Below are 17,372 nucleotides of genomic sequence, written 5' to 3'. Positions count from 1 at the left end.
ACACTTCTTTCTTCTATTTTTTTAAGGCTTTTGCTAGCTCTATAATATGTTCTTTCATTTTTTCAGAGGTTTCTTCATGTTGTAAACCGATCTCAATATTGGCAACAAGCATGCCATATTTATCTCCTACGTCATAACGAGTCCCTGTATACTCGTACGCCAACAATGAATTTTGCTTGTTCAACGTTTCCAAGGCATCTGTTAACTGAATTTCCCCACCTTGATCAGGTTCTTGATTTTCAAGAATCGTAAAGATTTCAGCTGGCAAAACATAACGTCCAACAATGCCAAGTGTGCTTGGTGATTGTTCTGGTAATGGTTTTTCCACAAAATGTTTTGTATTGTAAAGATGCGGACCAATTTCATCTTGAATATCAATGACACCAAAACGGTCCGATTTCTCTTTTGGAATCTGAATCGTTGCAACAACACCTTTGTCGTATTGCTCTGCTAAGCCCATTAATGTTTTAGTTAATGGCACGTCATTAGGCATAATATCATCACCTAGCAGAACAACGAATGGCTCATCTCCTACAAACGCTCGTGCTTGTAGGATTGCATCTCCTAATCCTTTAGGATAAGCTTGGCGGACATAATGAATGGATGGAATAGTCGTAGACTGGACATTGTTTAATAAATCATCTTTATTTTTTTCAATTAAGTTGTTTTCAAGAGAAATATTCGCATCAAAGTGATCTTCAATAGCATTTTTCCCTTTTCCCGTAATAATCAGAATTTCCTCAATACCACTTTTTAGCGCTTCTTCAACTACATATTGGATACTTGGTGTATCGACAACTGGCATCATTTCCTTAGCCATAGCTTTTGTAGCTGGTAAGAAGCGTGTTCCTAATCCTGCAGCAGGAATGACAGCTTTTCTTATTTTTTGCATGCTGACCCCTCTTTCATAATCTCTCTTTTATTATTATACCAAATATCCATGGAAATAAGAAAGACCTCTGAGTCATCTTTATGATAACTTAGAGGTCTTCCCGTATAATTATAACGACCAGTAATGATAACCTTTGCTAACAATCTCATTTTCTTCAAACATACTCTTGATATCTATGAATACTTTCTCATCAGTATTAGAGTAGAATTTTTCAAAATCTGAGAATGACATTTCTTTATAGTCATCATGAGTTACAGCAAGTACAACGCAATCTAAATCTCTAATATCACTTTGAGAAATTAAATCAATATTATATTCTCTTTTAGTCTCACTGATATCAGCTATAGGATCCGTTACAATCGGTTCGATTCCATAACTATTTAAACCACTAATAATATCTGTAACTTTTGTGTTTCTTATGTCTGGTGTATTTTCTTTAAAAGTCAAGCCAAATATCCCTACTCGCGCATCTCTAACTTTTTTCCCAGAAAGAACTAGTTTTTTGATAATAGAATCTGTAATAAAATTACCCATCCCATCATTTATTTGCCTACCAGACAATACTATTTGAGAGTGATAACCTAATTTTTCAGCTTCATAGACGAAATAATATGGATCTACACCTATACAATGTCCTCCTACTAAACCAGGAGTAAAACCTAAAGAATTCCATTTAGTGTTCATAGCTTCTACAACTTCCATTGTATTAATTCCCATTCGATCAAAAGCCATTGCTAACTCATTCATAAACGCAATGTTAATATCTCTTTGACTATTTTCTACAACTTTAGCAGCTTCTGCTACTTTAATACTCTTTGCTCTATGAACTCCTACCTCAATCACTAACTCATAGACTTTTGCAATGAGTTCTAAACTCTCCTCATCAATTCCAGAAACAATTTTAATAATATTTTCTAGCCTGTGCACTTTGTCACCTGGATTTATTCTCTCTGGTGAGTATCCTACTTTGAAATCCACGCCACACTTTAAGCCCGACTCTTCTTCGAGAATAGGGATACATACATCTTCTGTAACTCCTGGATACACTGTTGATTCGTAAACCACGACTGAACCTTTTTTAAGATTTCTACCCACAGTTCTAGTAGCACCTTCAACTGGAGATAAGTCAGGCGTTTTATCTTGATTAATTGGAGTAGGAACCGCAATGACAATAAAATTAGCTTCTTTAAGTCTATTTTCGTCATATGTAAAATCTACTGAAGTATTCTTAATAACTTCATTTCCTACTTCGTTGGTTGGATCAATTCCTTTTTTATATAAAGCGATTTTTTCTTTATTTGTATCAAATCCGATAACATTTACTTTCTCAGCAAAGGCTACAGCAATCGGCATTCCAACATACCCTAAACCAACTAAGGCTAGTTTTTTTTCTTTTGAAATCAAACTATCATATAATTCCATTTTTAAGTTATTCTCCTTTTTAATTATAATAAAATTGTTAACAACATACTCTCGTAATTAGTAAAAAATGAATCTTTTCTTATTTTATCACAGAATATTTTATGAATATAACATATTTTTTGTCACAATTAATAAAATTATTATTTTAAATACCCATTTGGATTGTTTTTTTGCCAGTTCCACGAATCACGGCACATGTCTTCCAAATCTTTTTCTGTTTGCCAGTTTAACAACTCTGACGCACGAGTCGCATCTGCATAGCAAGTTCCAATATCGCCAGGACGACGGTCCACAATTGTATAAGGAATAGCAAGGTCATTTGCCTTTTCAAAGTTATGAACCAAGTCAAGAACGCTGTAACCAACTCCTGTACCCAGGTTATAAATACCAACACCAGGCAGCTTTTCAAAGCTCTCTAGAGCTTTCAGGTGGCCTTTAGCTAAATCGACAACGTGAATGTAGTCACGGACACCTGTGCCGTCTGGTGTATCATAATCGTTACCAAAGACACTTAATTGTGGTCGTTTGCCTACAGCTACTTGAGTGATGTAAGGCATCAAGTTATTCGGGATTCCTGATGGGTCTTCACCGATTAAACCAGATTCATGAGCACCAATTGGATTGAAGTAACGTAAGAGTGCCATATCCCATTCGTTGTCAGAGACATGAACATCTTGAAGGATTTGTTCAATCATGACTTTTGTATAGCCGTAAGGGTTTGTTGCACTAGTAGGCATGTCTTCCGTTAATGGCGACACGTTATTCATACCGTAAACTGTTGCAGATGAACTGAAGACAATTTTTTTCACATTATTGGCTTTCATAGCCTCTAACAACATTAACGTACCCGTAATATTATTGTGGTAATAATTAATCGGCATTGCAACGGATTCCCCAACTGCCTTATAGCCGGCGAAATGAATGACCGAATCAATGGTTTCTCTTTCAAAAATAGCTTCCAAAGCTGGCTTGTCTAATAAGTCTGCTTCATAGAAGGTAACATCTTTACCAGTAATTTGTTTGATTCGATTTAACACTTCTGGTTTACTGTTTGAATAGTTATCAACAATGACAACCTCATAATTATTATTTAATAATTCAACTACGGTGTGGCTTCCGATATAACCTGCGCCACCTGTTACTAAAACTGCCATCTTATCACTCATCCTTTGCTATCTTAGTTTAATTCTAACTCAGTACGCAATAAAGTTTGAATCCGGTATAGCTCTTCATCTGGTACAAAATAGTACCAAATACCGTCTGATAACGTACTACCGCTACCTGACAATTGCTCACTTTGAATATTTCTCGCTGCCGCAAGATAGTCATTACTCTGTAGCTTCAAGTAATCTGATGATTGGAAATTTGTTTGAATATTATTCGACAATGATCCTAAAATATCTTGGTAATTAAATAAGGTCGATGGGCTAATTACTTTGTCGATGACGCCTTCAATAATTAATTGCTGACGTCTTTGACGTCCCATGTCACCATCTAAATCTGCATAGCGCATACGAGCAAATGCCAGTGCAGCCTCACCATCCATGTGGTTAACTTGGCCCTCATAGAAGGTATAGCCATCTTGTGTAAAGGTAAGTGGACTAACAATATCTACTCCCCCAACTGCATTGACAATTTCTTGAATCCCAGCCATATTAACTGTTACATAATAGTCAATGGGTATATTTAAGAAATTTTGAATAGAATTAATTGACATACCTGTTCCACCAAAGGCATAGGCGTGGTTAATTTTATCCCAAGTCCCATATCCGACAATTTCAGCGTAGGTGTCACGTGGAATACTCATCAATGTTGCTTTCTTGGTTGTTGGGTTAACTGTCGCCACCATAATTGAATCCGAACGGCCTTGTTCAGTACGACCTAAGTCTCCTGAATCAACGCCTAATAATAAAATAGAAATGGGTTCTTTACTACTTAAAGTGACCGCACTTCCACGAATATCATCCACTTCTTCTTCAGCAATAGGTGTATAAATATCATCTGTTGCATCATTTAAATGTCTAAAAACATTAAATGCAAATCCTCCTACAGCAATAAGTGCGACTAATAATAAAAATAAAACAATTTTAAGTCCTGTTCTCTTTTTCTTTCTTTTTCTTGAACGAGAGCGTCTTCCTTCTTCCATTTTTGCACATCCCATCTTATTTAATATTGGTTTTCTTCTAAATATTCTTCAGCGTAAATATTATTATCTTCATAAACTTCTTCACTAGTATCGTCTTCTACATAATAATAATTATATAAATAGTTCCAGTCTGTATCAGACAGAGTCAATTCTTCAATTTCAATAGAATCTAGTTCTAGTTCTTCCCTTAAAATATTGGATATTTCTAATCGATTTTCTGGATTAGCATACAAGTAATAAATCTCATCTAACCACAGCTCTTCTCCGATTAAGTTATCTTGCTCAATATTCTCCAAGGCGCCCCTATACCCAGCTAGTATGTCAGTCATTTGTTTAAAAGAAAGATTTGTTTTTACATTATCTTCCATCGTTTGTAAAATAGTTTGGTAGTTTGTAAGTGTTTCAAAACTAAGAACTTTATTAATAATTGCTTCTATAACAAGCTTCTCTCTTTTTTGTCTACCAAAATCTCCCTCGGGATCCTCTTTCCTCATACGAGCAAACACCAAAGCCTCAGTTCCATTTAACACTTCTGTAACGCCTTCATTAAATAGGTGTCCGCTAGATTCAAATGTTAAAGGACTCGTTACTTCAATACCATCTATAGCATCTACTATATCAACTAAACCTTGCATATTTATTTCCACATAATAATCGATTGGAACATTAATCAACTCTTGTATAGAATTAATAGACATTTCAGCTTCTCCGTAAGCATAGGCATGGGTAATCTTATCATAGAAAATCCATCCATATTCTGATTCATAACCATCCATCAATGCATACGTATCTCTAGGAATACTGACTAAAGTCGTCTTGTTTGTATTAGGATTTAAAGTAGCTATTATAATTGCATCTGATCTACCTACATCAGTTTCTCTCCCATCAACACCATTATCTACACCTAGAAAAACAAAAGATATGGGTTGCGTCTGATTAATGACTACACTACTACCATCTCTCTTATCATTAACACTAATATCATTAAATATATTACCTATTGAAGAGTTAACCTGGTTAAAAATAAACCAAGCTCCGGTATAAAACATCAAAAATAAAGCAATAGCTACAAATATAATTTTTTTATTTCTTCTCTTTTTTCGATGTAAAGTCCTTCTGTTCTCACTCATATAAATATAGTTCCTCTTTTCGCCTTAAAAAAGCATAAAAATTGATAATACTAAGCTATAGTATATGTTACTTTTAGAAATAACAAAATTCTAAAGTGAACAATTTAACAGAATCGTAAAAAATAGGCTCGTCTTTTCAGACAAACCTATCTATTGTGTTATTTTTCAAAGATTTTTTGAACTGCTTCATAACTTTCAAGCGTTCCAATATCATAACGTTTGCCTTGGAATTGGAAGGCGTGAACGGCTTTATGTTTAATTAAATACGGTACAAAATGCCCTGGCGCATCTGGATTATTGCCTTCTTCTAGGTATTTTTGGAAGAAAGGCAGTGTATCTTTTCGATAAAGATAAAAAGCAGGTACACAGAATGAAGATTTTGGCTGTTCTGGCTTCTCTTCAAAGGATAATACGCGACTCTCATCATCAATTTCAATCACACCTGCGCGTTTTAACTGCGCCTCATTAGCTTCATGATAAGTGGTGATGCAATCAGAAGCTTTGTCATAGAAGAAGCTTGCAAAATCTGCCAATTCAAATTCAAATAAATTGTCTCCTGCAATAATCATTAAGTCATCATCAATCTTCAATTGATTGATCACAAATTGAATATCACCGATAGCACCTAGGCGTGTATCATTTGTTAATGTACCATCATTAACCACAGTTAATGATTTTGAATAGGTCACAGCTTTTTTCCACTCTTCGAAATGACCAGCAAATTTATCATTAGTCACAATAATCACTTCATCAATCTCTTTAACACGGTCAATCTTTTCCATTGCATGGTCTAAAATACTTTTGCCCGCCACCTTTAGTAGTGGTTTCGGTTGATTCTCCGTTAAAGGATACAAACGTGTGGCATAGCCTGCCGCTAAAATAACAACTTTCATTTTATTCCACCACCAAATCGTTTATTAAATGGGCACCATCTGCAGTCTTACAAAAGTTGACCGCATAGCTATCCTTGTATTCTGGATGGCGAGCGGGATAAATCTCATCAATTTTCGCTTTAATTTGTTCTTTATAAGCTGGATCAATCAGACCGATGACAGCGCCTCGGTATCCCGCTCCACTAGGACGTGCCCCATAGACACCTGGACAATCTTTTAAAATATAGAAGATTGATTTCATTTCAGGAATACCAGATTCATACTGATAGAACGAACTCTCACCCGATTCAAACATCAGCTGACCAAAGGTATGTAAGTCACATTCAGCCCAAGCTTGAGCCCCTTTTTCAACACGAGCCTGTTCGGTATAATAATGAGCTGCACGTTTACGGAAGCGTTCGGGCAGCTGATCTTTAAACTCATCGTAAATCTTAGATGAAATCTGACGTAATTTAACATCTTCCAAAGCTGGCGTGTAGCCTTCACCTTTCGCATCTAGAAGCAACCAGCCAGCTACACGCAATTCATCGGTACGATTATTAAAGTCAGTCGAAATCAGTTGTTTAGAAATACCTGAATAAACAACAACAACGTCAAAGTCTGGCATTGCTTTGCCTTTTGAAACAAGTTGATGTTCGTTTGATAAGCAATCCATCACTAACAATTGATTATCCATACTTAATATATTTGCGGATTGGTCTAAAATACCATTTTTCAATCCGATAAATTGCGTTTCAACCCAGTGGCTATATTGAATTAAGTCTAACTTTGAAACATCAATATCATTTGCGTCACATAATGCCATCAAGTAAGCCGTCGTCACAGCAGCTGATGAACTAAGTCCACCAATTGGTAATTTTCCACTAACAATGGCATTAATGCCTTTTTTAAGGACGTAGTCTTGACGTATAGCCATCACTGCACCGCGAATGTAGGTTCCCCAAAAACCGGGAATATAGTCAGAATCATGAGTAACATGGAACAACTCTTTATCAGGGAAGTCCATACTTTCGATACGCACATAACCATCTTCAGTCGGTGTATAAACCATATCACACTAGCATCTAAGGTCATGCCCGTCACTAAACCACCTTGATGGTCCGAATGGGCACCTATAGGACAAATCCGAAGCGGTGACTTAACCGCTCGAACATCAGTCTCTTTATAACGATGATTGAATGTTTGGATCAATTCTTTCAACAGTGCAGCCTCCTATTTTTTGTTATAGTATGCGACATACCAGTCCGAAAATTTTTGAAGTCCATCTTGAATGGAGGTTTGTGGTTTAAATCCAATTGCAGCTTGTAATTTATCAGTTGATGCATAGGTTGCTGGTACATCTCCTGCCTTAATCGGTTCAAAAATCTTCTCAAATTCAACCTCTCTACCTAAAGCATTCGTTAATGCTGCTTCTAGAGCATGAATAAAGACCATTAGTTTTTCAGGGTTGTTATTCCCAATGTTATAAACGTCATGAGCTACTTTGTCTGCTGATTTCTCTGGCGCATGTGGAATTAGTTTAACGATTCCCGTTACAATGTCATCAATGTATGTAAAGTCGCGGTACAAGTCATTCTCAAAGTCTCCATTGTTAAAAATACTAATAGGTTGGTTATTAAAGTAACGGTCAGTAAATCCAAAGTAGGCCATATCTGGACGACCCATTGGACCATATACCGTAAAGAAGCGCAATCCTGTAGCTGGAATATTGTAAAGGTGGCTATAGGTATGGGCCATTAATTCATTTGATTTCTTAGTAGATGCATACAATGATACCGGATGATCAACAAAGTCGGTTTCTTCAAAGGGAACTTTCTTATTCGATCCGTAAACTGAGCTCGATGATGCATAAATTAAGTGGTCAACTGGATGATGACGGCAAGCTTCTAAAATATTGTAGAAGCCGATCATATTCGATTAGATGTACGCATCGGGGTTCTCAATAGAATAGCGTACCCCTGCTTGTTGTTAATGCTAAATTAGAATAGTCAATTATTGCCAAATAAGTTTCGGCACTTTATTCCAGAAATATAGCCAATTCAGTTATACTTTTAAAGTATCAATTGAATTGGAGGATGAAAGGTGAACGAAAAGAAGATGAGTTTTTATCATGAGGTCCATCGATTGCATCGATTGGGATTCAACAAAAGTCAAATTGAAAGAAAAGTTGGAGTAAACCGAGATACAGTAAGAAAGTATTTAGAAAAGGACTTTGAAGAAATGTCCGAATGGACATACAGTTTACAAAACCGGACAAAAAAATTAGATCCTTATGCGGATACGATTCTTGAGTGGCTAAAGGAACATAGCGATTTATCAGCAGCTCAAATCGAAGATTGGTTGTTGGAGGAATATCCGGACTTCAAAGTGAGCTCGAGTACCGTTCGATCCTATGTGAAGAATTTAAGAGATCAATATGCGATACCTAAGCATAAAAACATACGACAATACGAAGCGGTTCCTGAAGTTGAAATGGGTGCTCAAATACAAGTGGATTGGGGAGAAACCAAGCAAAAAACAAGAAACGAAGAAGAAATCAAACTACACTTTATCTCTTTTGTTTTATCGCATAGCCGTTATAAATATATTGAGTGGCTAGATCGGCCTTTTACGACTAAAGATACGATTCGCTCACATGAAAATGCCTTTCGTCATTTTGGGGGCCTGCCTCAAGAGATGGTCTATGACCAAGACAATCTAATCGCAGTGAACGAAAATGCCGGTGATCTTTTACTCACTCAAGACTTCCAGGCTTATCAACAAGCCCTTGGCTTTAATGTTTACTTGTGTCGTGGCGGGGATCCTGAAAGTAAAGGAAAGATTGAAAAAGTCGTTGGGTATGTAAAATCAAATTTCGCAAAAAATCGAGTTTATGATGGTCTAGAGGATTGGAATGAAAAATCCTGCGCATGGTTGGAACGTACAGGGAATCATAAAGTTCACGGGACCACAAAAAAGAGACCAGATTCAGTGTTCCTTCTGGAAAAAGCACACTTGAAACCAGTCTCTTCAATCAAACACAAAGATATATCTTTCCAAAATAGTATAACAGCTACCGTAAATAAAGACAACACGATTCGATTTAGAGGAAACCGCTACTCGGTACCGCTTGGTACCTATAAAACGGTTGGTTCCAATCAAGTCCACCTCTATGAAAAGGATCAAGAATTAATCATTTTACATAAGATCACTGGTGATGAGATTGCACGACATACCATTTCTTTGGAAAAAGGAAAGCTGGTAAAAAATCGCAATCATGGCCGGAACCGAGAAAAAACATTACAAAAATATCGCACAGCAATGATTGACTTATTCGAACCAGAAGAAAAAGCGATTCTCTTTATAGATAAAATCGTTGAAAAGTATAAGCGATACGCTCGAGATCAGTTTATGGTGTTGGAAAAAAGTATTCAACTGTATCCAGCAGAACGCGACGCAGCCCTTGAATATTGTATCGAAAATGAATTATGGAGTGCCAACGACTTTAGAGATGTCGCTGCTTATTTATCTCAGCATAAGCGAATAGAAATTCCTAATGGAATTGAAAGTATCTCTACAACTTATACTGGGATTGAAGTCTCTACTCGTTCATTTAGTGAATATGCGAAAATTTTAGGCGGTGAAGTGAATGAGTAATGGCCTTGAAGAACTACAGCATGCCTTTAAGCAACTCCGTTTATCGGAAGTTTCTATTGAACTTCCCGTCTTAATGCGTGAAGCTGAACAGAAATCTTGGACTTATTATGAACTATTAAATCATTTACTCAATTATGAATTGACTAAACGGGAGGAAAAAAACAAAGCTCGTCGCTTAAAATGGGCGAAATTTCCTTATCAAAAGACACTTGAGGACTATAATCTAAGTGAGCAAACGAGTCTCACTGAGAGGCAGATGCGCCAATTGAAAGAAATGAATTGGCTGGAGCAACAGTACAACCTCATCCTCCTTGGACCGCCTGGTGTCGGCAAAACACATTTAGCGGTAGGCGTGGGCTTAGAAGCGATCGAACAAGGGTATCAAGTCATGTTTCTCCCGATGGGAGAACTGACAACCATACTGAAAACAAGCGACTACCTAAGGAAATCACAGATTGCATTAAACCGGATTAAGAAATCCGATTTAGTTATTATTGATGATTTGATGTACATGGCAATGGATCCAGCAGAGGCCAACCAGTTCTTCCAGTTAGTGGATTACCTATATGAGCGGAGCTCCATCATACTGACTTCAAATAAGAGCCCGGATCAGTGGGGTGAACTCTTAGGCGATGAAGGGGTCGCAACAGCAATCCTCGACCGCCTTCTCCACCGAGTAGAATTGGTTCAAATGGACGACGAGAGTTATCGAATGAAACATCGACAAAGAGTTTTTGATTAGACAGAAAGTGCCGAATCTTATCTGGCAGAATTTGCAGAAAACTAATTGGCAAAAAGGGGGGTGCGGATATTATTTTGGACCTAAATGTCAGCGTCAAGTAGAATTGAACAGTTAACGCCAATTAATTTTGAACACTTTCGCTCACAAACATGCTCTGGCGATGTTTCATACGGTAGCTAGCTTCATTCATGTGAACGACCTCCGCTCGATGCAGAATACGGTCTAAGATAGCCATTGCGACTCCCTCATCGCCCAATAATTCTCCCCATTGGTCGGGGCTCTTATTGGAGGTCAAGATGATTGAACTCCGTTCATATAGATGATTGATCAAATGAAAAAACAGGGTAGCTTCCCTTTGATCCATTGCCATATACATCAAATCATCAATAATCACTAAATCAGATGCTCGGATCCGATTGAGCTGGACCTGCGATTTCCGCGTGAATTCTTCAGTTTTCAGAAGGGAGAGTAGTTCTCCCATTGTCACGAATGTTACCTGAAACCCCTTCTGGATGGCCTCCATGCCTAAGGCAATGGACAAGTGCGTTTTCCCCACACCGCTCGGACCCAAAAAGATGAGATTATACTGCTGCTCAAGCCAAGTAAGCTCTTGGAGCTGGGTAAGCTGCCGTTTGCTCAGAGAAGTCTGATCTGATAGGTCGAATTCCGTCAGTGTTTTGTGGTACGGGAACTTAGCCCATCTCAATCGTTTCTGAACACTTTTTTCCTCGCGCTTCCTTAATTCGAAGCACACAATCTCCTGCACCAGTTCCCGGTAGGTCCAGGAGGCTTGTTCGGCTTTACGTAACAGCTCGGGCAACTCGCTCGCAGTTTCCACCAACCGCAACTGTCTGAACTGGCTTTGCAGCGCGTCCATGCTATCATTCATGAGGCGGCACCTCCCAGAATTTCCGTATAGGTACTCATCGGATGCGTCTCCACGTTGATATCAGCGCAATCCGATCGGACTGCTTGTACGGGTGGAACAGGCGGCGTCTCTTTCCGAGGGGCAGCCAAGTATTTAGCCACATCCGTAAAGTCATTCGCACTCATCAGATGTTCAGACATACACTTCTGTAGGGCCTCATCAATGACAGTGGGGTATTCGAGGGCCGCTTTCTGTAGAACGGCCAGTTGGTCTCTTTTATAGCGCGGATACTTCTCCATCAAGATATCAATGTATCGTGAGGCAAGCTCCAAATCTTTGAACTGCTGCGCAACGGTTTCCTTATAGCTTTGAATGCCCTTCGAACGATCGCGCCCATGGTTTTTATTTTTGATCAGTTTGCCTGTTGAAGTTTCCAGAGGATGGTTCGCCAGAATTTCCCCATCGGGCTGTTTTCTGATAATAAGCCGTTGTTGATCGTTCGTATCTTCCTTGATTTCAATAGCCACTGTATTCAGACCTTTCGGTCTGTAAGTGCCTAGTGGCACGGAATAACGGTTTGATTTATAAAAAACTGTATTGTCCTTGTTTACCGTTCTTGTTATACTTGAACCGGTGATACTCTCGGTTGAGAGTAGTTTAGAGACTGGTTTTAGGTGTTGCTTTTCGAGGAGAAACACTTCTACCGGTCTCTTTTTTGTTGTTCCATGAACCCTTCGGTTGCCCGTTCTTTCCAACCAGGCTAAACAGCGCTCATTCCAGTTCTCGATTGTCGTATAAATCCGGCTATCGGCGAAATTTCGTTTCACATACTTTACCGTACTCTCCACTTTTCCTTTGGATTCGGGGTCGGCTTTGCGGCATAAATGGACTCTGAACTTCCGTTGCTGTTTGTACGCTTGAAATTCAGCGGTCAGAATCATGTCTCCAGCGTGCTCACTCACAGTGATGAGGTGGTCCTGATCATAAACGATTTCTTCCGGCATGCCACCAAAGAATTCAAAGGCATTCTCGTGGCTTCGAATGGCATCACGAGTCGTAAAGGGGCGGTTTTGCCATTCCACATAGCGGTAGCGTGAATGGGAAAGTAAGAAACAAATGCAGTATAATTTGATTTCTCTTTGATCCTGTGTCTTTTGACGCGTTTCGCCCCAATCGACTTGCACCTGTTTTCCCATCGGTTGCTCTTCGACCGCTTCATATTGCCTTACAACTTTAGTTTTAGCTATCTGATATTCTTCGCGTATTTGATTCACATATAACCGCATCGTACTTTCACCAACGGTGAAGTCGGGGAATTTCTCAAGCAGCCAATCCTGTATTTGAGACGCATTCAGATGCGGATATTCTTGAAGCCAAGCAACAATCCAATCCTTGTATGGGTCCAATTTCTTCTTCCTCGAACCTAATGAATTGACCCATTCGAAAGCTTCTTCCGGTGTCTTCTCCATGTAGTTATAAACCGTTGTGCGGGATACCTTCAACTGCTTTGCGATTTGTTGGATGGAAAAGCCCCGCTCCTTCATCTGTTGAATTTCCAAATATAACATTAACTTCTTCTTCACCTTTCGTCCTCCAATAACCTAAGATACCTTTAAAAGTATACAGGATTGGAGATATTTTTTGCCGAAAGTGTTCAATCTTGTTCATCGAAAACTGTTCAATTTAGTTTAGCACTGACACTAAATACGGTTGATTGTTTTTGTTGCAACCTATTGAATAGGTTTGTTTACTTCTAGTGGACAAGAATTGGTATTATTCCTTAAGCTATTAAAGGAAGTGTTTTTCGAAAATCCATAATACTCATCCCACCTAAAGATAGCTTGATTCTTTCGTGATTGTACCAATGAAGATAGTTGTTTAAAAGTTGTATAAAGTGCTCAATTGACACATCTAACCAATTCTCATCGTAAAAGAATTCGTTTTTTAACCGCCCAAAAAAACCTTCACACGCAGCATTATCAGGCGTGCAACCTTTTTTAGACATAGAACGAGTTAAGTGATGCGATTCCATTCGCTCAATCCAACTTGGCCAGCGGTAATGAGCCCCTCGGTCCGAATGAACTATCGGGTTTTCACCTTCTTTTAGCGTTAAAACCGCTTGATCTAGCATCGAATTAGTCAATTCAGCATTAGGAGAAGCACCAATCGTCCAACTCACTATTGCACCATCGAAACAGTCTATCATAGGAGACAGGTAAACTTTTCCAGCAGGGAGACGGAATTCTGTTAGATCAGTTACCCATTTTGTATTGGGTTTACTGGCTGTAAAATCGCGTTCTAGGATGTTAGGAACTGCAGGCGATATTTCTCCTTTGTATGAACTATACTTCTTAATTTTAACGGATTTAGCGAAGAGATTTTCTTCGCGCATGATACGTTGAACAATTTTTTCTGAAAGAGTCATCCCTTTATGTTTCAGAGCAGTATGAATTCGGCGATAGCCATACCGCCGCTTATTCTTGTGAAAAATTTCAATTATCATGGTACGAGCCTTGCAATATTTATCAGGTAAAGCGAGTTGAGTGTGGTGATAACTATAACTGCTTTTAGGGATACTGACACAGGCTAATAATTCCTTTAACGGATAAAAAGGGCGAAGGGCATCAATCAGGAGTGTTTTCTCTTGATTGGTGAGTTCTTCTAGATGGATGCCCTGATCTTTTTTTAGTAGTTCACCCGCTTTTTCAAGAACGTCTTTTTGAATCTGAAGGCGGTGAACCTCTTCTTGAAGTTGCTTGACTTGACTTTTTAATTGATTAACATCTGTTTCCTTTGAGTCATTGACCATACCAAGCACGTCCTTGCCGAGCCACCGTTCTTTATAATTGTAGAGGGAATTTCGGCTAATACCTAGTTGATCCGCAATCGATTGTGCGGATGTGGTCCGAGTTACCAGTGCAAGAACTGCGGCTTCTTTTTCTTGTTGTGTTAAGTTTACCCCTTTTTTAATCAATTGGCGAGGTTGAGGTGCGCGCTCCATGATCCATTCTGTTAATAAGCCCCGGCTTGGATAGCCAAGTTTTCTGCAGGTACGTGAATAACACTTACCATGCTCAAGATAGTGGGTGACTGCTGCTTGTTTTTGTTCTTCGGTGTATTTTGGCGTTCGCGTCATCTCTTTTTGAACATCTCCATCCGTACGGTAAGCCTCTATCCAATCCCGAAGAGCCATACGCGAAGGATACCCCAGTTCATTGATGACAGCCGCATAAGATTCGTACTTCAAGTAAAGTTTGACGGCTTTTAATTTTTCAGCGTAAGCATACATAGACTTCCTCCTAATCGATTTGGTCTAAGATTTTGTCCGCATGCCCAAGTGCCGATTTCTACTTGACGTTAACACTTGTGCGGCTAAGTTAACAACAACATCAAATTTTTCTGTTTCAAATAAGGACATGATAAAGTCTTTGTCTGAAATGTCACCTTTAATAAAAGTGAATTTTTCTTCTGGTAATAATGTTTTTAGTCGCTCATCTTTTAATGCTGGATCGTAATAATCATTTAAATTATCTAATCCGATGACAGTCATCCCATTACTTAACAAGGCTTTACTTAAATGGTTCTATAATATATGGTGTTGGTGAATCGAAATGTGAACTGCCCCCTGTCAAGTAGACAGGTAAATAAACAAAATCTTTGTGCCATGTATGATACTTTTCATGCATGGTTTTTTTGTGTTTTTTGAAAACCCCTGGCTACGCCGGGGGGTTTCAAAAAACACAAAGAAAAAGCCAAAGTGAGAATTTAATTCTCACTTTGACTATTATAGGGTCACCAACACGATTTGACAGAGAACCTTAAAAAAAGGATATGTAGCAGCTACATATCCTTTCTTAGGTTAAACATTCACGTTAGCAAATGTAATTAGTTTTTCTCTCAATTCATCATCTGGAATACCTTTTAATGAGTGAACAAAGTCTAGAATGTCTTCTTGTTTATAGAGTGTGCTATTGCCAATAAAAATCTTCTCGTAAACTTGATTTTCTGATAACTGACCATCAACTAAGAGCTCTTCATAGAGTTTCTCACCAGGACGCATGCCTGTTTCAATAATAGGAATCTCACTCTCAGTATAACCAGATAATTTCACCATCTTTTTAGCTAAGTCAACAATCTTAACCGGTTCTCCCATATCAAGGATAAAGATTTCGCCACCATTAGCTAATACACCAGCTTGAATGACCAGACGGCTCGCTTCTGGTATGGTCATAAAATATCGAATCATTCTAAAGTCTGTAACCGTAATCGGTCCACCATTAGCAATTTGCTCACGGAAGACAGGAATGACACTCCCACGACTCCCTAAGACATTACCAAAACGGACAGCAGCAAATTTGGTCTTTCCTGCTTGATTTAATGTCGTTACTAAGATTTCAGCAATCCGCTTCGTTGACCCCATCACATTAGTTGGGCGCACTGCCTTATCGGTTGAAATCATCACAAAGTTTTTGACATCAGCATTCAAAGCAGCTTCTGCCATATTCAAACTACCAAATACATTATTCTTTACTGCCTCTGTTGGATTATATTCCATTAATGGCACATGCTTATGAGCAGCTGCATGGAAGACATAATCTGGTTTAAAGCGTTCCATCAATTTAAAAATACGATCACGGTCTTGAATGTCAGCAATGATTGGAACAATATCAATGGTCCGACCATAGAGATTACGTAGCTCTTTATCAATCAAATAAATTGAGTTTTCCCCATGACCAAGTAAAATCAATTTTTTCGGCTCAAATTTAGCAACTTGACGGCAAACTTCTGAACCAATTGACCCCCCTGCTCCACTAACGAGAACAATTTTCCCTTCTAATTCGGAAGCTATCATAGTTTTATCCAATTTCACTTCTTCTCTACCCAATAAGTCCACAACATCGATTTCTCTAAATTTATTAACACTTAGTTTACCTTTTATGACATCTTCGATACTTGGCATTTGATTGACAGCAACATCTGCTTGGCTACAAAGCTCTAATATACGCTCGACTTGCTCTCCTTTTATTGAAGGAATCGCAATCGTTACTTGATCAATACGATGTTTTTTAACTAATTCAGGAATGTCTTCTTCATTTCCTAGAATGGGAACATCATAGAGGTATGAATGTTTTTTATTTATGTCTCCGTCTACAAGACCCACAATTTCAATCTCGCCTGGGTTCTTTAGAATATGACTTAAAAAAAGATTTCCACCATCGCCTGCTCCAACAACAAGTGTTCGAATAATGTGATCATAAGTAACACTCTGCTTCATTCTATTAAAAAAATTTTCATGATAAAAACGCCAAATCAATCTTGAACCTGGTATGAGAACAAGACAAAACATATACATGAGGAAAATATAGCGAAAACTAATACTTTTTATAAAAATAATTGTTAGGAAGGCAGAAACAGCAAATGAATAGGTCATTAATTTTGTCGCTTTCATTATTTCATAAACACTTGTATATCTAACAATACGCGTAAACAAGTGATGCCTAAATCCTAAAATCAAATAAAGACAAATACATATCCCAATCATTGCATAATAAAATTTTGTATCTGGTCTAACGTATAACTGAACAATATAATGAGCTAAAAAAGCAGATAACAGAATAAAAAACGAATCTACAACCATTAAGA

General features: G+C 38.2%; 14 protein-coding genes and 3 pseudogenes. 2 read left to right on the top strand and 15 right to left on the bottom strand.

The genetic code is table 11. The features are described 5' to 3' along the window. Positions 1 to 13: 13 nt before the first annotated feature. From G7057_RS08345 to G7057_RS08305, 9 genes and pseudogenes are all read right to left on the bottom strand, one after another. Entirely contained in the window at positions 14 to 892 is an 879-nt protein-coding gene (locus tag G7057_RS08345) for a UTP--glucose-1-phosphate uridylyltransferase (RefSeq protein ID WP_166162713.1), read from the bottom strand. Between the two features lie 108 nt (positions 893 to 1,000). Continuing rightward, positions 1,001 to 2,314, bottom strand: coding sequence for a nucleotide sugar dehydrogenase (locus G7057_RS08340; RefSeq protein WP_166162711.1), 1,314 nt, complete (start codon positions 2,312 to 2,314; stop codon positions 1,001 to 1,003). A gap of 140 nt (positions 2,315 to 2,454) precedes the next feature. Then, positions 2,455 to 3,468 (bottom strand): UDP-glucose 4-epimerase GalE, encoded by a 1,014-nt coding sequence (galE, locus tag G7057_RS08335; protein ID WP_166162709.1) that lies wholly within the window; start codon positions 3,466 to 3,468, stop codon positions 2,455 to 2,457. A 23-nt stretch (positions 3,469 to 3,491) separates the two neighbouring features. Next, positions 3,492 to 4,460, bottom strand: a complete 969-nt coding sequence (locus tag G7057_RS08330; RefSeq protein ID WP_166162707.1) for an LCP family glycopolymer transferase — start codon at positions 4,458 to 4,460, stop codon at positions 3,492 to 3,494. Between the two features lie 20 nt (positions 4,461 to 4,480). Next, positions 4,481 to 5,590 (bottom strand): LCP family glycopolymer transferase, encoded by a 1,110-nt coding sequence (locus G7057_RS08325; protein ID WP_166162705.1) that lies wholly within the window; start codon positions 5,588 to 5,590, stop codon positions 4,481 to 4,483. A 158-nt stretch (positions 5,591 to 5,748) separates the two neighbouring features. Beyond that, positions 5,749 to 6,483: a nucleotidyltransferase family protein gene (locus tag G7057_RS08320; protein ID WP_166162703.1), complete on the bottom strand. Its 735-nt coding sequence runs from the start codon at positions 6,481 to 6,483 to the stop codon at positions 5,749 to 5,751. A 1-nt stretch (position 6,484) separates the two neighbouring features. Further along, entirely contained in the window at positions 6,485 to 7,534 is a 1,050-nt protein-coding gene (locus G7057_RS08315; RefSeq protein ID WP_227004585.1) for a GHMP family kinase ATP-binding protein, read from the bottom strand. A 53-nt stretch (positions 7,535 to 7,587) separates the two neighbouring features. Further along, positions 7,588 to 7,674 (bottom strand): annotated as a pseudogene (locus tag G7057_RS12010) (hypothetical protein); the annotation flags it as partial. A 21-nt stretch (positions 7,675 to 7,695) separates the two neighbouring features. Beyond that, positions 7,696 to 8,448: pseudogene (locus tag G7057_RS08305) on the bottom strand (NAD-dependent epimerase/dehydratase family protein); the annotation flags it as partial. Between the two features lie 132 nt (positions 8,449 to 8,580). Here G7057_RS08305 and istA (G7057_RS08300) point away from each other — a divergent pair. Further along, positions 8,581 to 10,119 (top strand): IS21 family transposase, encoded by a 1,539-nt coding sequence (gene istA / locus G7057_RS08300; protein WP_166164184.1) that lies wholly within the window; start codon positions 8,581 to 8,583, stop codon positions 10,117 to 10,119. Further along, positions 10,112 to 10,861 (top strand): IS21-like element helper ATPase IstB, encoded by a 750-nt coding sequence (gene istB / locus G7057_RS08295; RefSeq protein WP_166162697.1) that lies wholly within the window; start codon positions 10,112 to 10,114, stop codon positions 10,859 to 10,861. Before istA (G7057_RS08300) ends, istB (G7057_RS08295) begins: the two co-directional genes overlap by 8 nt. Positions 10,862 to 10,982: 121 nt before the next feature. Here the strand turns inward: istB (G7057_RS08295) and istB (G7057_RS08290) are convergent, their stop codons facing one another. From istB (G7057_RS08290) to G7057_RS08270, 6 genes and pseudogenes are all read right to left on the bottom strand, one after another. Further along, the gene (gene istB / locus G7057_RS08290; RefSeq protein WP_068561764.1) at positions 10,983 to 11,750 is read right to left on the bottom strand and encodes an IS21-like element helper ATPase IstB; all 768 of its coding nucleotides are present in this window, start codon (positions 11,748 to 11,750) and stop codon (positions 10,983 to 10,985) included. Next, a complete protein-coding gene (istA, locus tag G7057_RS08285) occupies positions 11,747 to 13,297 on the bottom strand; it encodes an IS21 family transposase (protein WP_227004697.1) in 1,551 nt (516 codons plus the stop codon). The genes istB (G7057_RS08290) and istA (G7057_RS08285) overlap by 4 nt, the downstream gene beginning before the upstream one ends. Then, a complete protein-coding gene (locus tag G7057_RS11860) occupies positions 13,203 to 13,397 on the bottom strand; it encodes a hypothetical protein (protein ID WP_227004714.1) in 195 nt (64 codons plus the stop codon). Before G7057_RS11860 ends, istA (G7057_RS08285) begins: the two co-directional genes overlap by 95 nt. Before the next feature lie 112 nt (positions 13,398 to 13,509). Next, positions 13,510 to 15,018, bottom strand: a complete 1,509-nt coding sequence (locus G7057_RS08280; protein WP_166162085.1) for an IS3 family transposase — start codon at positions 15,016 to 15,018, stop codon at positions 13,510 to 13,512. A 24-nt stretch (positions 15,019 to 15,042) separates the two neighbouring features. Continuing rightward, a pseudogene (locus tag G7057_RS08275) lies at positions 15,043 to 15,297 on the bottom strand (GDP-mannose 4,6-dehydratase); the annotation flags it as partial. 291 nt (positions 15,298 to 15,588) lie between these two features. Next, on the bottom strand, positions 15,589 to 17,367 hold the full coding sequence (locus G7057_RS08270; protein WP_166164181.1) for a polysaccharide biosynthesis protein: 1,779 nt from the start codon (positions 17,365 to 17,367) through the stop codon (positions 15,589 to 15,591). Between the last annotated feature and the right edge of the window lie 5 nt (positions 17,368 to 17,372).

This window comes from Jeotgalibaca arthritidis (genome assembly GCF_011100465.1).
GTDB classification, from domain to species: Bacteria; Bacillota; Bacilli; order Lactobacillales; family Aerococcaceae; genus Jeotgalibaca; species Jeotgalibaca arthritidis.
The sequence above is the reverse complement of the archived record's forward strand: the minus strand, read 5'-3'. Positions and strand labels throughout refer to the sequence as shown.

Coding starts and splice junctions, on each gene's coding strand:
- G7057_RS08325 (WP_166162705.1), bottom strand. CDS start 5,590: ATGAGTGAGAACAGAAGGACTTTACATCGAAAAAAGAGAAGAAATAAA.
- G7057_RS08270 (WP_166164181.1), bottom strand. CDS start 17,367: ATGGTTGTAGATTCGTTTTTTATTCTGTTATCTGCTTTTTTAGCTCAT.
- istB (WP_166162697.1), top strand. CDS start 10,112: ATGAGTAATGGCCTTGAAGAACTACAGCATGCCTTTAAGCAACTCCGT.
- istA (WP_227004697.1), bottom strand. CDS start 13,297: ATGTTATATTTGGAAATTCAACAGATGAAGGAGCGGGGCTTTTCCATC.
- G7057_RS08320 (WP_166162703.1), bottom strand. CDS start 6,483: ATGAAAGTTGTTATTTTAGCGGCAGGCTATGCCACACGTTTGTATCCT.
- G7057_RS08280 (WP_166162085.1), bottom strand. CDS start 15,018: ATGTATGCTTACGCTGAAAAATTAAAAGCCGTCAAACTTTACTTGAAG.
- istA (WP_166164184.1), top strand. CDS start 8,581: ATGAGTTTTTATCATGAGGTCCATCGATTGCATCGATTGGGATTCAAC.
- galE (WP_166162709.1), bottom strand. CDS start 3,468: ATGGCAGTTTTAGTAACAGGTGGCGCAGGTTATATCGGAAGCCACACC.
- G7057_RS08340 (WP_166162711.1), bottom strand. CDS start 2,314: ATGGAATTATATGATAGTTTGATTTCAAAAGAAAAAAAACTAGCCTTA.
- istB (WP_068561764.1), bottom strand. CDS start 11,750: ATGAATGATAGCATGGACGCGCTGCAAAGCCAGTTCAGACAGTTGCGG.
- G7057_RS08345 (WP_166162713.1), bottom strand. CDS start 892: ATGCAAAAAATAAGAAAAGCTGTCATTCCTGCTGCAGGATTAGGAACA.
- G7057_RS08330 (WP_166162707.1), bottom strand. CDS start 4,460: ATGGAAGAAGGAAGACGCTCTCGTTCAAGAAAAAGAAAGAAAAAGAGA.
- G7057_RS08315 (WP_227004585.1), bottom strand. CDS start 7,534: ATGGTTTATACACCGACTGAAGATGGTTATGTGCGTATCGAAAGTATG.
- G7057_RS11860 (WP_227004714.1), bottom strand. CDS start 13,397: ATGAACAAGATTGAACACTTTCGGCAAAAAATATCTCCAATCCTGTAT.